Consider the following 15956-nt stretch of genomic DNA (forward strand, 5'->3'; position numbering starts at 1 on the left):
AAATGAAAGCTGCAAACATTCTCGAGACGATTGGCAACACCGCCCACATTCGGTTGTCACGTTTGTTTCCTGACCACGAAGTGTGGTTGAAATCGGAGCGATCAAACCCCGGTGGCTCGATCAAAGACCGCATCGCTTTGGCCATGGTTGAAGACGCCGAAGCGAAAGGCGATTTGAAACCCGGCGGAACGATCGTTGAACCCACCAGCGGCAACACCGGCATCGGATTGGCGATGGTCGCCGCGGTCAAAGGGTACAAATTGATCTTAGTCATGCCGGAATCGATGTCGATTGAACGGCGCCGATTGATGTTGGCCTATGGCGCTACATTCGATCTGACCCCGAAAGAAAAAGGGATGAAGGGGGCGATTGGTCGCGCGACGGAGATCGTCGAAACAACCGACGGTGCATGGATGCCCAGTCAGTTCGACAACGGTGCCAACCCCGCTGTGCACGCGCGCACGACTGCGCAAGAGATCCTAACCGATTTCGCCGACACGCCGATTGATGCGATGATCACGGGCGTTGGAACCGGCGGTCACCTAACCGGTTGCGCCGAGGCGTTGAAGGAACATTGGAGCGGGTTCAAAGCCTATGCGGTGGAACCCGAAGCATCGCCAGTAATCAATGGCGGCGAACCAGGCCCGCACCCAATCCAAGGGATTGGCGCAGGCTTCATTCCCGGCAACTTGCATACGAGTGCGATCGACGGTGCCATCGCCGTTGCCGCCGAAGCGGCCAAAGATATGGCCCGCCGGGCCGCCGCGGAAGAAGGTATGTTGGTCGGCATTTCTAGCGGAGCAACGTTAGCCGCTATCGCCAAGAAATTGCCCGAATTGCCCGCAGGCAGCCGGGTCTTGGGCTTTAACTACGACACCGGCGAACGGTATTTGTCGGTGCCCGACTTCTTGCCGGTGTAATGATCCAACTTGGCACTGTGCCCTGCCGATGCGGTCCGCAATGGCCAAATCGGCAGGGCACAATGCCATTCCCACCCTCCCCCAATTTGTCCAATTTGTGCAAGGAGGCTGCCCGGTTTTCAGGCATCATTGGATGCAATTGAACGGAGGCAGTGATGGGCTGGTCGAATGCGTTTGGGCTGATTTCGAAAGATCGAAGTCGTCCATTGCATTACCGATTTGCCAAGAAGCAGCGGCACACGGCAAACCGTTTGATCGCGCGCAGCTCTCTCATTTCCAACGATCCTGTTCTGGATCCTTCTCAATTCAGTTGGACCAACGCCCTTACGGCTAAATGGCATGACATTCGGGCGGAAGCCCTCGCCGTGTTTAAACACCGGGACGCCATTCCTCCGCTAAGGGAAATTTCGCCGGACCACCGGCGAATTATGAAAAACGATTCTTGGCGCAGCTTTTTCCTCATCGGATACGGGCACCGCGAAGAAGGCAATCTTGCCCGAGCCCCCAAAACTGCCGCGTTGATCGAAACCATTCCGGGCCTCAATTCCGCGTTTTTCTCTATCTTGGCGCCGGGGGCGGTGATTGTACCCCATCGCGGTGTGACCAAAGCGATCATCACCGCGCATCTTGGCCTCTCCGTACCGCGTGATCGGGAAAACTGCTGGATGCGGGTCGATAACCAACGTCTGCATTGGGACGAAGGCAAGTGGACCGTCTTTGACGACACATATGAACACGAAGTGCGCAACGACACCGATGAAACCCGGATTGTTCTACTGTGTCAGGTGGAGCGCCCCTTGGCCCCTCCGGGCAAATGGATCGCCGCTGGCTCGTTGGCGTATGTTCGGCGCAGCCAATTCGTGACGGACGCAAAAAGAAATCTGAGGGATTGGGAAGAGGTTTACGCCAAATCGGAGCGCGGAGAACTTTAGACCGTATGTTCGGTGCACATAAAAAGAGGCCCGGTTCCCCCCAGAACCGGGCCTCTTCTACATGACGAACCGGGTACCCGTCAGGCTGCGGTTGCGAAAGCTTCTTTAGGAAGCGCCATCATCTGGTCGCTGCCTGCTTCCAGCTTGCGCCGCAGAGCCCCTGCATCGGGCAAAAAGCGTTCTGCATAATAGGACGCAGACGTCATTTTTGCTTCATAGAACGCATTATCCGTGGTGCCTTCGGCCAAAGCGGCCGCTGCGACCTTGGCCATTTTCAGCCAGAAGAAGCCGAGCGTCACGATGCCCATGATGTGCATGTAATGATGTGCACCCGCACCGAGATGGTTCGGGTTGGCCATGGCGTTTTGCATGAACCACATCGTCGCGGCTTTCTGCTCACCCAGTGCTTTATCAAGCTTATCAGCAAGCGGAGCCAAGGCCTCATCCGCTTTCGCAGACGCGATTTCATCGTCGATCATTTTGAAGAACGCTTGAACAGCGCGACCGCCTTTGCTGGCGAGCTTACGTCCGCAAAGATCCATGGCTTGTACGCCGTTGGTGCCTTCGTAGATCATGGCGATCCGGCTATCGCGGACAAACTGCTCCATGCCCCATTCGCTTACATAGCCATGGCCGCCGTAAACCTGTTGCATGTTGTTGGCGATGTCATAGCCTTTGTCGGTGCCGTAACCCTTGATCACCGGTGTCATCAACCCAATCAGATCGTCGGCCATTTGGCGCTCTTCTTCGGTTTGGGCTTTGTGCGTCAGATCAACTTGCAAAGCACCCCAAAGGCACAATGCGCGCATCCCTTCGTTGAAGACTTTGGCATCCATCAACATCCGGCGCACATCGGGGTGAACAAAGATCGGATCCGCTTTCTCTTCCGCTTCGGCCGGGCCGGTCAATGCGCGGCCCTGACGACGGTCAATCGCGTAGGTCACAGCGTTCTGATACGAAACTTCCGCTTGCGCGAGGCCCTGCATACCGACGCCCAATCGGGCCGCGTTCATCATAACGAACATCGCGGCGAGGCCTTTGTTCTCTTCGCCAACCATGAAACCGGTGGCGCCATCATAATTGAGGACGCAGGTTGCGTTGCCATGGATGCCCATCTTCTTTTCGATCGAACCGCATGACACGCCGTTGCGCTCACCCGGCTCACCGTTTTCATCGAGGATGAATTTCGGCACGATGAAAAGAGAGATGCCTTTTGAACTGTCCGGAGCACCCGGTGTCTTGGCCAGAACAAGGTGGATGATGTTGCTGGTGAGGTCGTGTTCACCGGCGGAGATGAAAATCTTGGTGCCCGTGATAGCGTACGATCCGTCGGCATTGGGTTCCGCTTTCGTGCGGATCAAGCCCAAATCGGTACCGCAATGCGGCTCTGTCAGGTTCATCGTGCCCGACCATTCGCCCGAAATCATCTTGGGCAAGTATGTTTCTTTTTGCTCTTGCGAACCGGCGGCTTCGATAGCGGCCGAAGCGCCATTGGTTAGGCCGGGATACATACCGAACGCTTGGTTTGCGGTGGCGGTGAACTCTTCAACCACGAAACCCAAAACGTGAGGGAGGCCCTGCCCGCCGAATTCTTCCGACTTGGCCAACGTGCCCCAACCGCTTTCTACATAGGCTTCGTATGCTTCTTTAAAGCCATCGGGGGTTGTGACCGATCCGTCTTCGTGACGGGTGCAGCCCTGCTCATCACCGATTTGGTTGATCGGGGCGAGCACTTCTGAACAGAATTTGCCCGCTTCGTTCACGACTGTTTCGATCATGTCTGGCGTGGCGTTTTCAAAACCAGGAAGATTTCCGTAACTGGCCAGATCTAGCATTTCATTGACGACAAAACGCGTGTCGCGGGTGGGAGCGGTGTAAGTTGGCATCAGGGCATTCCCTTCTGAGCGTGAAATGAAAAACGTGAAAATTTATAGGTGTTGGAACGGACTAGCCCAGATCGAGCTCTTCGATTTCGGTGACGAAACCGGTCAATTCCTTGATCGACGAATCGATGTCGGCGCGTTGCGCCTTAAGTTTTGCGATGTGTTCTTTGCACTTTTCGACGGTGACCCGGCGTTGTTCAACACGGCCATCATCCAGATCGTACAAATCGATCATCTCGCGAATTTCTGTCAGGCTAAACCCAACATTCTTCGCGCGCATAATCCACGCAAGCCGTGTGCGATCCCGTTTGGAATACACTCGCGTAAGGCCGATACGTGCCGGGCTGATCAAGCCTTCGTCTTCGTAAAAACGCAAAGCGCGCGCCGTGCATTCGAATTCCGATGTCAAATCAGAGATCGAATATTGCTCTCGGCTCAATTTATCAGGGCGTTCCAGATGCGCGCCGTTGCGACGCTGCACGCCTTTTTCCCTAGTCCCGGTTTCGTTGGATGTGTGATCAGATGCAGTAGCCATGCATCACGAACTACCTTACCTTTACGTGAGCGTCAAGTCTTGACCTTTACGAGAGCGGCAGCGTCATCTGCACCTGGCTCTAACCTTCGGTAGAAGCAGCTCACCGCCCCAGTGTGGCATGTCGGTCCCGCAGGGCGTGCACGAATGACCAAAGCATCCTGATCACAATCGACCAATATCTCTTCCACTTTCAGGAAGTTTCCCGATGTCTCTCCCTTCAACCAGAGCGATTGTCTTGAACGGGACCAAAAATGGACGTTGCCAGTCTCGCGTGTTTTGCGCAGTGCCTCTTCGTTCATGAAGGCCAAAACCAAGACTTCTGAAGACACAGCATCGACGACGACGGCGCTCAGCAATCCCGCAGAATCATACTTGGGCGCAAAATGTGTTCCCTGCTCAATCTCTTGTGATGAAAGCAGCGAACGTGACGTGGCGGAGGAAGATGGTTGAGAATCGGACAATGAAGCACTCCTAGATGCCCTTCCCTAGCACTTTTCAGCGGTGGGTGGTTCATCCTTTGCGGTGGTTTGTTGCAGGATAACAACAGATGCACGTCAAAATCTCAACAAGAACGCCTTTCCACTTCACCATCGGTAAGAGGAATGAAACAACGGCGTTATTGAGTGTGCAAATGCTCAACCACCAGACAAAGGTATCACTAAGATGCCAGGTTCAGGGGGTGATTGATCAGAGCCAACAGCGGGGTGTTGGAGTGATCAGTTGAACGATACGGGATCGGATCCTGATGGCGAAGTTAGGGGGTCGCCATCTGAGCTCTTTAAGAGCGGTTCCAAACCAATTCGTCACGTGGCGCCCGGGGCTGTAATGGCCTCGGGCGTTTCACTTTTTGGGTCGCCCGCTTCCAAATGACCTGTTTCACTTCACCTGCTTTGTGCGCGGTCCGTTTATCAATCGCTGCTGGTTGAGCCGCTTGCGACGCGAGCGAAACACGCAATGGTGACATTCGCGGCGCCGGCATCCAACAGCGCGCCGACACACGCAGAGCTGGTCGCGCCGCTCGTCAAAACATCATCGACCAAGATAATGGCGCGTCCGGCGATCTGCGCCCGCGCTCCGCGACGGACGGCAATCGCTCCTTCCAACGCTTTATTCCGCTCTTCCTGACTCAATCCACCCAGACTTGGTGTTTGTTTGCGCCGCACCAGACCATCTACCAATACGTCGCCCTTCCCACGCTTTGCGAGATCATTCGCCAACAATGCCGCTTGGTTGAAACCACGCTTCCAAATGCGCCACCGATGCAACGGCACCGGGATTAGCAAAGGCGGATCGCAATCGGGATCAATAGGCATGCGCGTCGCGAGCAATTGACCCAACAGCGGCGCCAACGCAATTTTGCCGCCATGTTTGAACGTCAAAATCAATTTTCTCGAGGCATCGTTGTAGATTGTGGCGGCAATCACTCCGCTATGGCGCGGTGGATCATTTGTGCATTCGAAACATTGATCGGACCGGCTAATGGCAACCGTGCCCATGGGCCGTTGGCATGATGAGCAGGATGGATCCCCGGGCACCTCCAACTTGCTCCAGCAGTCTGCGCACAACCCGCCTTGTTGCAACAAAGCGTCGCCGCACAGTGGACAGCGCGGCGGGTAAACCAGATCGATAACTGGCGCCAAACCCTCGGCAAGATGCGACCTCCAGCCCATACTTGTTGGTGTGCACCCCTTGCGCACCCCGCGCAAGCGCGGCAGTGGGACTGGCGATGACTACCATTCAAGTGCCCCGCATTTTTGACGCTTCCCGTCTTGAGCAAAGGCGTCGTCGGATGGCGGCCCTGCGCAATCGCGATTGCGCGCGCTTCGTCGTTGAAGACGCTGTTGAAGATGTGATCGAACGGTTGAGCTTCGTTCGCTATGAACCGGCGCGCAGTTTGATATTGGGCGAATACACGCAAACGCTTGCGCCCCATTTGCGCGGGACGTTTGGCCAAGGCAACGATGACAGCGTGGTCGAAGGTGATGTTTTCGATCGCCCCGGATGTGAACGGATCGATCCAGAGCAACCCTATCCCGATACAGGGTTCGATTTTGTAGCCGTCATCGGGCTCCTGCACGCGGTCAACGATTTGCCCGGTGCATTGATCCATATGCGCAATGCAGTGCGACCGGGTGGATTGATGATCGCCAGCTTTGTTGGTGGGGCCAGCCTACCCCAATTGCGCGCGGCCATGCTGGCGGCGGATGGTGATCGGCCCGCAGCGCGGATACACCCCTTGGTCGATCCACGCGCAGCACCGCAATTGATGCAACGCGCGGGATGGAATGATCCAGTTGTGGACACTCACACAATCACCGCGCGGTACTCCGCAATGGACCGGCTGATCCACGACTTGCGCGAACAGGGATTAACTGGTGTCCTCGCAGACCAACCGCCAGCGATTGGAAAGGCAGGATTGCGCCGCGCCCAAAACGCGTTTTCGGAGGCGGCGGATCCCGATGGGAAAGTAGCCGAAAGCTTTGAAATCGTTACCCTTACGGGCCGACGATCACTCGCCGGAACTTAACGCCGACTGCGCCGCTGCTAGGCGAGCAATAGGCACTCGATAAGGCGACGCGCTAACGTAGTCCAAGCCGACCTTTTCACAGAATGCGATGCTGGCGGGATCGCCGCCATGTTCTCCGCAAATGCCAAGCTTGATGCCTTCGCGTGTGGCCCGACCTCGTTCGGCGGCAATCTCGACCAATTGACCAACACCGTCGACATCCAAGCTTACGAAAGGATCGCGTGGGAAAATCCCTTGATCAACATACGGCGCGAGGAAGCGGGCGGAATCATCCCGGCTCACACCCAATGTTGTTTGGGTAAGATCATTGGTGCCAAAGCTAAAGAACGCCCCTTCATGGGCAATTTCTCCGGCCATCAAAGCGGCGCGCGGCAATTCGATCATCGTGCCCACGAGATAGGCGACGTTGGTGCCTTTTTCTGCGAACACTTCATCGGCCACCCGTTCGACCAATGCGCGTAGGATCGCCAATTCCTTGCGCGTTGCGACCAACGGAACCATGATTTCAGGCAGCGGCGCTTCGCCGGAAGCGGCTTGAACATCGCAAGCGGCTTCGAAAATTGCGCGCGCCTGCATCTCGTAAATTTCGGGATATGTAATACCGAGACGGCATCCACGGTGACCCAACATCGGGTTGAATTCATGCAATTCATCGGCGCGACGTTTGAGATGATCGACACCCAATCCCGTTGCGTCGGCAAGATCGGCAAATTCATCATCACGCGTCGGCAGAAACTCGTGTAGCGGCGGATCAAGCAGGCGGATCGTGCAAGGCAGGCCCGTCATCACTTCAAAAATGGCAGTGAAATCCGCACGTTGTTCGGGCAACAATTGCTCCAAAGCTCTACGCCGTCCCGCTTCATCATCGGCAAGGATCATTTGGCGAACCGCGCTGATGCGTGATGCGTCAAAGAACATGTGCTCTGTGCGACAAAGGCCAATGCCCTCGGCGCCAAACTGCCGGGCCATTTTGCAATCAGCGGGAGTTTCCGCATTGGTGCGCACGCGCATCCGACGCAGATCGTCAGCCCATTCCATCAGTGTTCCAAAATCACCGACAAGTTCCGGTTCAACGGTGGGCACAATGCCCAACATCACTTCGCCTTTTGCGCCGTCGAGAGTGATCTCATCACCCTCTTTCAATTCCATCGATCCAATACGGAGCGTGCGCGCATCCCGGTCAATCGAAACGCCGTTTGCACCCGAAACGCATGGGCGGCCCATGCCGCGCGCAACCACGGCCGCGTGGCTTGTCATTCCGCCGCGCGCAGTCAAAATGCCCTGCGCTGCGTGCATCCCGTGAATGTCCTCAGGGCTGGTTTCAACCCGGACAAGGACGACTTTGTCGCCGCGTCCTGCCCATTGTTCGGCGGTGTCGGCGTCCAAAACGATCTTGCCTGCGGCAGCGCCCGGCGACGCGGGAAGGCCCGTGGTCAACACATTGCGCGGCGCGGTTGGGTCCAATGTCGGGTGCAACAATTGATCAAGTGCCATCGGATCGACCCTGCGCACTGCTTCGCGTTTGTCGATCAAGTCTTCGCCGACCATATCGACCGCCATTTTCAAAGCGGCTTTGGCAGTGCGTTTGCCCGAACGAGTTTGCAGCATCCACAATTTGCCGCGTTCCACGGTGAATTCGATGTCCTGCATATCGCGATAATGCGCTTCCAACAGGTCAAATACGCGGGCCAATTCGTGATAGGCGTCCGGCATCGCCTCTTCCATCGAAAGCGGTTTCGCGCCTGCGGCTTCGCGTGCGGCCAGAGTTAGATATTGCGGCGTGCGAATGCCGGCGACGACATCCTCACCCTGCGCATTGATGAGATACTCGCCGTAATAGGCGCGTTCACCCGTGGCGGGATCGCGGGTAAACGCGACGCCAGTGGCGCTGGTTTCGCCCATATTGCCAAACACCATCGCCTGCACGTTGACAGCGGTTCCCCAATCGGCGGGAATATCGTTCAAACGCCGGTACACTTTCGCCCGGTCGCTGTCCCAACTGTCAAAGACCGCCGCGATTGCACCCCACAATTGTTCGGTCACGTCCTGAGGGAAAGGCTTGCCCTGCTCTTGTTCCACCAAGGCTTTGAATTCCGCGACCAGCTTGCGCCAATCGTCCGCGCTCATTTCTGTGTCGGCGTAGAACCCTTGGTCTTCTTTAGCGATCTCAAGAGCTTCTTCGAACAATCCATGATCGAGACCCAAGACAACGTCGGAATACATTTGAATGAATCGGCGATAGCTGTCCCAAGCGAACCGTTCATCGCCGCTGGTTTTGGCCAAGCCTTCGACCGTTGCATCGTTCAATCCAAGGTTGAGGACCGTGTCCATCATGCCCGGCATGGAAACACGAGCACCGGACCGAACCGAAACCAACAATGGATCCGCCGCATCGCCAAGGCTCTTACCAACTGCGCCTTCGATATGGGTCAACGCGGTCGCGACATCGGCGCGCAGTGCATCACTGAAGTCCGCCCCTTCGCGCAGGTATCGCACGCTTTCCTCGGTCGTGATGGTGAAACCCGGCGGGACCGGCAGGCCAATGCTCGCCATTTCCGCAAGGTTCGCGCCCTTGCCCCCGGTGACCGTCTTGTCCTTTTGACGGGCGTCGGTGTGAGGGGCGTTTCCGCCGAAGGTGTAGACCGTATTGCTCATTGAGAGGGCCCTTTTGAGGCTGTGAGTGAGGGAGACGTATTTCGAGACATGGACCGCATGTTACACGGTCCTAGATGAGAAAGTTTCGGTGCCATATCCGCCAAAGTGTCAGCCGCGTCATCAGCCTTCGATCCGGCTGAAATCGGCGACATTATCAACGGCATTTGTGAAGCGGGACAAGAGGTTAAGTCGGGCTTCGCGCTTTGCTGGATCATCGTCATTGACCGTTACATCCTCAAAAAAAGCGTCGATAGGACCGCGCAATGTAGAAAGCGCGGCCATCGCATCTTTAAACCGCTCCTCGGATATTGCGGCCTCCGCCTTGGGCGCCGCATCGGCAAGAGCATCAATGAGAGCCTTTTCCGCGTTTTCCGGCGAGTAGGAAAGGTCTTTGCCAGACGGGTTTTCCGGCGCTTCCCACTTCTCTTTTTTCAGGATGTTCGCGGCGCGTTTGTAGCCTGCGAGCAGGTTGGTACCGTTGTCGGTTTCGATGAAGGCTTGGAGGGCTTTTACGCGGGCGAGGAGGCGGACAAGATCATCTTCGCCGCCGAGCGCAAACACCGCGTCGATGAGATCGTGGCGAACGCCCGCTTCACGTTGTTGGACCTTGAGGCGGTCTGCAAAGAAGTCTCTCAATTCTCTCGACACTCTGTGCTGTTTAAAAAGGATTTCTTGGAGAAACGCTACCAAGCCCGCACTATCTCCCGGACGATCCAAAACCTCCCACTGAACTTCCAGTTCTTCAAAACGGTCTACCACTCTATTGTCAAAAAACCTGACCCGGATCTGATCGTCTCTGATATCAAGTTGCGAAGTAAGCGCGTCGAATTTCTTAAGTAGGGCAAACTTCTCCGCAAGTCGGCCGAGCTGTCGCGCAAATTGAGTCAGATAACTGTCAAACGCTTCTAGCAGTGTTCGCACCAAATCCAGTCGGAGCTTGTGCGTCAAAAACAGGACTATCGACGCAATCGAAGCACGACGAAGGGCAAATGGGTCCTTCGAGCCAGTTGGTCGCTCTTGGATCAAGAAAAACCCAACTAGCGTATCCAACTTATCCGCCAGTGAAACCGCCACCGTAACCGGAGCGGTCGGCACATCATCGCCCTGCCCCACCGGCTTATAATGATCGCGGATCGCGTCTGACACTTCGACCGGCAGACCTTCTTTTGCGGCGTAATATCCGCCCATCAGGCCCTGCAGCTCAGGAAATTCGCCAACCATTTCGGTAACAAGATCGGCCTTGCACAGCCGCGCCGCTTGTTCGGCCAGATCAGGCAGACTTTCGCGCGTGCTCCAGTCTTGGAGGTCCGCCGTGACAATCCCCTCTTCGCACAGCCAGCGCGCCAATTTCGCCACCCGGTCGACCTTATCGGCCACCGTTCCCAGCTTTTCATGGAACGTAATCCGCTCCAGCCCCTGCGCGTGCTGCGCCAGCGTCTTCTTCTGGTCCAATTCCCAGAAGAAGCGCGCATCGGCGAGGCGTGCGGCCAGAACTTTTCGGTTGCCGTCCACCACCACGGCGGGATCATCCGCTGCGATGTTGGCGGTGCAAATGAATGCGTTGGCAAGCGATGTCGTGCCGTCCGGCGCGCGCTGTTCGCACACGAAGTATTTCTGGTTCACCCGCGCGGTCAGCTGGATCGTCTCTGGCGGCACGTCGAGGAAATCATCCTCAAACCGCCCTAGCAGCGGCACCGGCCATTCGGTCAGACCGGCGTTCTCGACCACCAAACCTTCGTCTTCGACCACGGTCAATCCAGCGGCCTTCGCGGCTTTGCGGGCGCCTTCGCGAATGATCCCTGCGCGCACTTCGTGATCCACGATCACATGGGCATCGCGCAGTTTGCTTTCGTATTCATCGGCATTCGCGATTGTGATCTCGCCAGCGGAATGGAAACGGTGGCCGACTGTCGTGCGCCCGCTTTCAAAACCGTCGGCGGCGCATGGGACAATTTCGCCATCGAGCAGCGCGATCAAGCCGGACATTGGACGAACCCATTTCAGGCTCTCATTGCTGATTGATGCATCGCCCCAACGCATGCTCTTTGGCCAAGAGAAATCGCGAATGATAGATGGGATCGCAGCGGCCAACAGATCGGCGACCGATTGGCCCGGCTTTTCAATAACGGCAAAATAGACCTCGCGGCCCTTAACTTCGCGCACTTCAAGGCTGTCGCGCTCCACGCCGTTTTTGCGGCAGAAGCCATCGACCGCCTGATCGGGAGCGCCAACGGGAGGACCTTTCGCCTCATCGCGAACTGCCTCGGTTTCAAGCGGAAGTCCCCGTACGATCATCGCCAAGCGACGCGGCGTGGACCACACGGTTAGGTCGCCTGTGGAAACGCCAAACGCATCCATCTCGCGGCGAAACAGCTTTTCCAGCTCGCCGCGCGCACCTTTTTGCATACGTGCCGGGATCTCTTCACAGCGCAATTCAAACAGGAAATCAGCCATTAGATGAGGCTCCATTCCGGATATTTCTCGGCCCATTCAGGCGCTTTCAATTCTGCGTACTTCTCACAAGACCCTCGGGCCAAATCCCGCACCCGGCCCATATAGCTGGCGCGTTCTTGGACGCTGATCACGCCGCGGGCTTGCAACAGGTTGAAGATGTGGCTGGCCTCCACCGCTTGTTCATAGGCTGCAATCGGAACGTCGTGCGCCAATGCGTTGCGGCATTCCGCCTCTGCCTTGGTGAACAGGTCGAACAGAGCATCGGTCTCGGCGACCTCAAAATTCCACTTGGACATTTGCTTTTCGTTTTCGAGAAACACATCCCCATAGCTTACGCCGTGTTGGTTGAAGGCCAGATCGTAAACGCTGTCCACGCCTTGGATATACATGGCCAACCGTTCTAGCCCGTAGGTCAATTCACCCGCCACCGGTTTGCAATCAAAGCCGCCCATTTGTTGGAAATATGTGAATTGGGTGACCTCCATGCCGTCACACCAAACCTCCCATCCTAGGCCCCAAGCGCCGAGCGTGGGCGATTCCCAATCATCTTCAACAAAGCGGATATCGTGTTTCAGCGGGTCGATCCCAATCGCGGCCAAGCTTTTCAGGTACAGGTCCTGGATGTCGCTCGGCGATGGTTTTAGGATCACCTGATATTGGTAGTAATGTTGCAACCGGTTTGGGTTCTCCCCGTAACGACCATCGGTTGGACGGCGACACGGTTGAACAAACGCCGCGTTCCAAGGCTCCGGCCCCAATGCGCGCAATGTGGTTGCGGTGTGAAACGTGCCCGCGCCCATACGCATGTCATAAGGTTGCAAAATCACACAGCCCGCATCCGCCCAAAAATCATGCAGGGTCAGGATCATGTCCTGAAAGGAACGGGACGGATCGCGACCCACAGTTGCCATGGGCGAATCCGATTCGTGCGTTGAGTTTTTGACCTCTGATTCCATGCTTGCGGCCATGGCTTATGACCCATTCAGCGTCAATGCCGCAGCGCAGCATGTCACCCATCCACAGCCCCCAAACCCGCACAATTCGGCGATTCTACGTCAGGGTATCATGACGAAATGTCAGGTGTTGTTGACATGGTCAGCGAATCGCGACATAAAGTAAAGGCAACCTGACATTCAGGAAGGTTGTTACGACAAACCACTCTTCCTCCCCAGGAGTTTACGCCATGAAAACCGTTCTGATCATCGCCGCCGCAACTGCCGCCATCACGACCCCCGCCGTGGCATCCGCGACCGCTGTCAATGCAACCGAGTTCAACGAGACAATCGAACACGACGATCTCGATCTGTCGACCCAGCGCGGCATTGCCCGGCTTGATGACCGCATCCGTACCGAGATTCGTCGGGCCTGCGCCAATGGCGGCCGCGACAGCCAATCGATCCGACTGGAACGCGCCTGCAGAGAAAGCGCCTATGCTTCCGCACAAGGTGCCGTCCGCTTTGCCATCAACCAAGCGCACGCAGAACGCCCCCGCTTTGCAAGCGCGACCACTGCAACAAACGCCGACACTCCGGGCGCTTGATGCAATCCGCCGCTCTTATGGTTGGACCTTCTCCCCGATAGGTTCCGATCATGAGGGCGGCACCCCCTATTGCCCTTCCCAATTTGATTGCGGATCACCTTTCAAACACCCCAACAATTCGGACTTCTGATGGTTTATACTTCGAATTCGATCACAGGCGATGACAGATCTTTTGCCCTCAACATGATGTGGGTCGGACTGCCTGGATCGATCACATTGCTCGCAGGTCAATTGTTTGGCATCTACGATTTTGTCATTGCCCTTATCGGAGGGATCACCTCAGGCACCCTGATCGGGTTAATCTTTGTCGGGAAACACGACGAGTATTTTCAACGCATGGTCGGCAAATCCGCTTCTTGGGCTTGCGCCGCCGCGGGATTGTGGCTGTTCGCTAGCATCGCACCGATCACCGAAGAGTACGTTACAAATCATGTCGTCGGACTAGGTCTGATAGCCGCCACGTTCCATTCTGTTCTCGCGATCTGTCGTATCAGAGGATACTGAGTAATGAAGGACTATATTTTTAAAAACGGCAGCATCCGATACCGCTCCTATTTCTGGCTGATGGATCTAAGCTTGCTGGTCATTGTGGTCGCCTTCGCCGGTACCATTCTGTATCAGGGTTTGGGTTTTCGACCCTTTGAAATGTCCCCTGGCACTGTCGGTGTTCTGAATGTCCTCTACAGCATTCTGGGTGGCTGGGTTCCGGCGATCTTGATCGTGACAAGCGCGATACGAGACGAATATGCCGAAATGATCTGGAAACAGACCGTCGGGCATCTTGTTTGGATCGCCACGATTTCGCCATTCGCAGTCTTCATCGGCGTTTGGGTCGCCTACACAATCGCAGGCGGCGACACGCCACCTGTATGGCTGGGTTGGTTGTACAACGACACGTCACCGATCCAGATCCTAATGAATGTCTGGGGCATGTTTGTGGTCGCCTTTGTCATCATCTTTCAATTCAATCGGTGGCGGGCACTGTCATGAAGAACCGTCTTAAAGTGCTCCGCGCTGAACGCGATTGGAGCCAGGCCGAATTGGCTCTTCAACTCGATGTTTCGCGCCAGGCCGTGAACGCCATTGAAACGGGCAAACACGACCCCTCGCTTCCGCTTGCCTTTCGTATTTCTCGTTTGTTCGAAATGCCCATTGAGGAGATTTTCCATGACGAAAATACCTGAGAACATGATGATGGAAGATGACGATAACGCCCTGTTTGCTCGTATGAAACGCGTGCTTATCCCGGCCATGATATTCTCAGTTGGCCTTGGATTCTTCCTCGGTGGTATGGGCGCGGGAGTGGTTTTTCTTCAAAAGTATGACGCGACTTTCGGAGCAATGGCGGCGTGTGCCGTGACCAGTGCGTTCGGCGCGCTGATCATTGTTCTCACATTCCGCAAATGGCCAACGCTTAGGATCGGTGAACCCGACACGCCTAGAACACGCCGGGTCGCTTTGATCATGATGGCGTTGATCGCAATCGCTTGCGTAATCTCGCTCATGTTCGTTTCACCCGAGGACGGCAACGCCAGGACACAATTGTTCTCCAACGGACCGCTGTCGTCCAATGCCGCCCTTGCTGCAATGTTGTTGTGGGCCATCGGCATACCTTTGATTACCTTCTTTGCGCGTCGCAATGCCGATGAAGTTGATATGGAATATCAGCGGCTTGGCGAATCCATGGCTATCCACTTCTTTAGTGTTGTTGCACCCGTATGGTGGATCGGATGGCGCGGAGGCTTTCTGCCGCAACCCGACGTCATGATCGTATTTTTGGCGACCCTGGTGGTCATGGCTACAACCAACTATGTTCGGAGAGCGATGTGAGCAACGAAACCTTAGATCAACCATCGGACATCGCCCGGATGATTAAAATCGGCGTGTGTTCAATTATTTACCTCGCCGCTCTGTTTATCATGGTCGGCCAAGATAACGGCACATTCGATGCCCTAGGCGAAGGGATCAGACTGGCTCTGATTTTAGGTTCGGCCCTCTTAGTCATTACGATCACCATTCTTTGGCTGAAGGCGTTGGACCTGACGTCTAATGACGATGAACCGGTCGCGCCCAGCACCCAAAAAAGCCGCAAGGTCTTTATCCTATCGGCGGTTTTCGGCGGGGCCATAGCGATCCTTTTCTACGTCTCCATCATGGTCAGCGGCGAAAGCTTCGACAACGTGACATTGTTTAGCAATTCACCCATTCCGCCTATCCTCGGACTGGGATCTGCGGCTCTCTACGTTGTCGGCATGATCTATGCGTGCTTTCACTGGCACAAAAGCTCAGACGAACACGAACGCGCGGCGATCAATGCAGGTCTTTATGCTTCATTCTACACATACACCATCGCAGCGCCGGCATGGTGGATGGCGCAACGCTCGATGCTTATCCCGGCTCAAGATCCGATGATTATGTACATCCTGATTTTGACCGTATTTTCCGCCGTTTGGACATACAAGCGTGGGGCATAGAAGGCCCCGCCCCCACCTTAACCTTTCGCCCTTAAT

At 55.8% G+C, this 15956-nt stretch carries 16 protein-coding genes and 1 pseudogene; 9 read left to right on the forward strand and 8 right to left on the reverse strand.

Going from position 1 to position 15956, the window contains the following annotated elements; all coding sequences use genetic code 11:
* Positions 1-2 precede the first annotated feature (2 nt).
* Together cysK and BQ8290_RS12435 are read left to right on the forward strand one after the other, a co-directional pair.
* The gene (gene cysK, locus BQ8290_RS12430; protein WP_108790777.1) at positions 3-920 is read left to right on the forward strand and encodes a cysteine synthase A; all 918 of its coding nucleotides are present in this window, start codon (positions 3-5) and stop codon (positions 918-920) included.
* Positions 921-1075: 155 nt separating this feature from the next.
* On the forward strand, positions 1076-1852 hold the full coding sequence (locus BQ8290_RS12435; RefSeq protein ID WP_108790779.1) for an aspartyl/asparaginyl beta-hydroxylase domain-containing protein: 777 nt from the start codon (positions 1076-1078) through the stop codon (positions 1850-1852).
* 80 nt (positions 1853-1932) lie between these two features.
* Here BQ8290_RS12435 and BQ8290_RS12440 read toward each other — a convergent pair whose 3' ends face one another.
* The 5 genes and pseudogenes from BQ8290_RS12440 to BQ8290_RS15215 form a co-directional block, all read right to left on the reverse strand.
* A complete protein-coding gene (locus BQ8290_RS12440; RefSeq protein WP_108790781.1) occupies positions 1933-3738 on the reverse strand; it encodes an acyl-CoA dehydrogenase C-terminal domain-containing protein in 1806 nt (601 codons plus the stop codon).
* A 61-nt stretch (positions 3739-3799) separates the two neighbouring features.
* Complete coding sequence (locus BQ8290_RS12445; protein ID WP_337661386.1) at positions 3800-4270, reverse strand: MerR family transcriptional regulator; 471 nt, start codon at positions 4268-4270, stop codon at positions 3800-3802.
* A gap of 32 nt (positions 4271-4302) precedes the next feature.
* Entirely contained in the window at positions 4303-4731 is a 429-nt protein-coding gene (hisI, locus tag BQ8290_RS12450) for a phosphoribosyl-AMP cyclohydrolase (protein ID WP_108790783.1), read from the reverse strand.
* 447 nt (positions 4732-5178) lie between these two features.
* The gene (locus BQ8290_RS15210; RefSeq protein ID WP_337661511.1) at positions 5179-5649 is read right to left on the reverse strand and encodes a ComF family protein; all 471 of its coding nucleotides are present in this window, start codon (positions 5647-5649) and stop codon (positions 5179-5181) included.
* Between the two features lie 84 nt (positions 5650-5733).
* Positions 5734-5940 (reverse strand): annotated as a pseudogene (locus BQ8290_RS15215) (double zinc ribbon domain-containing protein); the annotation flags it as partial.
* A gap of 56 nt (positions 5941-5996) precedes the next feature.
* Between BQ8290_RS15215 and BQ8290_RS12460 the strand changes: the two are divergent.
* Positions 5997-6797, forward strand: coding sequence for a methyltransferase domain-containing protein (locus BQ8290_RS12460; protein WP_108790787.1), 801 nt, complete (start codon positions 5997-5999; stop codon positions 6795-6797).
* Here the strand turns inward: BQ8290_RS12460 and ppdK are convergent.
* The 3 genes from ppdK to BQ8290_RS12475 all read right to left on the reverse strand — a co-directional run bounded on the left by ppdK (position 6780) and on the right by BQ8290_RS12475 (position 12817).
* On the reverse strand, positions 6780-9452 hold the full coding sequence (gene ppdK, locus BQ8290_RS12465; RefSeq protein ID WP_108790789.1) for a pyruvate, phosphate dikinase: 2673 nt from the start codon (positions 9450-9452) through the stop codon (positions 6780-6782). The genes BQ8290_RS12460 and ppdK overlap by 18 nt on opposite strands.
* 120 nt (positions 9453-9572) lie before the next feature.
* On the reverse strand, positions 9573-11906 hold the full coding sequence (gene glyS, locus BQ8290_RS12470) for a glycine--tRNA ligase subunit beta (protein ID WP_108790791.1): 2334 nt from the start codon (positions 11904-11906) through the stop codon (positions 9573-9575).
* Positions 11906-12817 (reverse strand): glycine--tRNA ligase subunit alpha, encoded by a 912-nt coding sequence (locus BQ8290_RS12475; protein ID WP_337661387.1) that lies wholly within the window; start codon positions 12815-12817, stop codon positions 11906-11908. Before BQ8290_RS12475 ends, glyS begins: the two co-directional genes overlap by 1 nt.
* 272 nt (positions 12818-13089) lie before the next feature.
* On the opposite strand from BQ8290_RS12475, the gene BQ8290_RS12480 reads away from it, so the two are divergent.
* The 6 genes from BQ8290_RS12480 (at position 13090) to BQ8290_RS12505 (ending at position 15920) form a co-directional block, all read left to right on the forward strand.
* On the forward strand, positions 13090-13446 hold the full coding sequence (locus tag BQ8290_RS12480) for a UrcA family protein (RefSeq protein WP_108790793.1): 357 nt from the start codon (positions 13090-13092) through the stop codon (positions 13444-13446).
* A gap of 129 nt (positions 13447-13575) precedes the next feature.
* Complete coding sequence (locus BQ8290_RS12485; protein WP_108790795.1) at positions 13576-13950, forward strand: hypothetical protein; 375 nt, start codon at positions 13576-13578, stop codon at positions 13948-13950.
* Positions 13951-13953: 3 nt separating this feature from the next.
* Positions 13954-14436, forward strand: a complete 483-nt coding sequence (locus BQ8290_RS12490; protein WP_108790797.1) for a hypothetical protein — start codon at positions 13954-13956, stop codon at positions 14434-14436.
* Positions 14433-14630, forward strand: a complete 198-nt coding sequence (locus BQ8290_RS12495) for a helix-turn-helix domain-containing protein (protein ID WP_108790799.1) — start codon at positions 14433-14435, stop codon at positions 14628-14630. The genes BQ8290_RS12490 and BQ8290_RS12495 overlap by 4 nt, the downstream gene beginning before the upstream one ends.
* Positions 14614-15276, forward strand: coding sequence for a hypothetical protein (locus tag BQ8290_RS12500; protein WP_337661388.1), 663 nt, complete (start codon positions 14614-14616; stop codon positions 15274-15276). The genes BQ8290_RS12495 and BQ8290_RS12500 overlap by 17 nt, the downstream gene beginning before the upstream one ends.
* The gene (locus BQ8290_RS12505; RefSeq protein WP_108790803.1) at positions 15273-15920 is read left to right on the forward strand and encodes a hypothetical protein; all 648 of its coding nucleotides are present in this window, start codon (positions 15273-15275) and stop codon (positions 15918-15920) included. Before BQ8290_RS12500 ends, BQ8290_RS12505 begins: the two co-directional genes overlap by 4 nt.
* Positions 15921-15956: the final 36 nt, after the last annotated feature.

Origin of the sequence: Erythrobacter sp. Alg231-14, assembly GCF_900149685.1 — a bacterium.
In the GTDB taxonomy this organism is placed as follows: Bacteria; Pseudomonadota; Alphaproteobacteria; order Sphingomonadales; family Sphingomonadaceae; genus Erythrobacter.